The organism is Caulobacter sp. 602-1, assembly GCF_003931565.1.
In the GTDB taxonomy this organism is placed as follows: Bacteria; Pseudomonadota; Alphaproteobacteria; order Caulobacterales; family Caulobacteraceae; genus Caulobacter.
Genome location: NZ_RRYI01000073.1, coordinates 1 through 322, shown reverse-complemented (window position 1 = coordinate 322; position 322 = coordinate 1). Strand labels below are relative to the sequence as shown.

General features: G+C 69.9%; 1 protein-coding gene. It reads left to right on the top strand.

What is annotated here, in order from left to right; genetic code table 11:
* Positions 1-322: DUF2891 family protein (locus tag EIK80_RS25300; RefSeq protein WP_125159720.1), on the top strand; the 322-nt coding region annotated here is incomplete at both ends.

Genomic DNA, 322 nt, shown 5'->3' with positions numbered 1-322 from the left:
TCCCCCCCCTCGCGCTTCGCCAAGATCGCCCTGGGCCACCTCACCCGCGAGTACCCGAACAACCTGGACCACGTGATGGCCGACGCGGGCGCCGTCCGCTCGCCGCGAGACCTGCATCCGATCTTCTACGGCAGCTTCGACTGGCACTCCTGCGTGCACGGCTACTGGCTGCTGGCGCCCCTGCTGCGCCTGCGCCCGGAGATGCCCGAGGCCGAAACGATCATCACCCTGTTCGACGACGCCTTCCCGCCCGAGAAGGTCGGCGTCGAGCCCGCCTATCTGGCCCGCCCCGAAAGCCGGGGCTTCGAACGCCCCTATGGCT